This is a genomic window from Psychroserpens jangbogonensis (assembly GCF_000797465.1).
GTDB lineage: Bacteria > Bacteroidota > Bacteroidia > Flavobacteriales > Flavobacteriaceae > Psychroserpens > Psychroserpens jangbogonensis.
Window position 1 is genome coordinate 1 of record NZ_JSWG01000033.1, and the last position, 473, is coordinate 473.

Below are 473 nucleotides of genomic sequence, written 5' to 3' on the forward strand. Positions count from 1 at the left end.
GAATGTGATAACATTCCAACAGAAGAAACATTAACAGCTTCAGATACTTGCGGAACAGCTATCGTTACATTTGATGAAAGCGAAACTTCAGGATTATGTACTGGAGAATACACGATTACAAGAACTTGGACAGCAACTGACGAATGTGATAACACAGCAGTTCACGTTCAAACCATAACAGTTGAAGATAATGGCAATCCAACGTTTAATGAAACCTTACCAGCAAATACAACAGCGGAATGTGATAACATTCCAACAGAAGAAACATTAACAGCTTCAGATACTTGCGGAACAGCTATCGTTACATTTGATGAAAGCGAAACTTCAGGATTATGTACTGGAGAATACACGATTACAAGAACTTGGACAGCAACTGACGAATGTGATAACACAGCAGTTCACGTTCAAACCATAACAGTTGAAGATAATGGCAATCCAACGTTTAATGAAACCTTACCAGCAAATACAACAGC

General features: G+C 38.3%; 1 protein-coding gene. It reads left to right on the top strand.

Features of this window, described 5'->3' with window-relative positions:
- Window positions 1-473 (top strand): HYR-like domain-containing protein (locus tag RH81_RS17095; protein WP_033962435.1); only part of this gene is annotated, 473 nt, incomplete at both ends.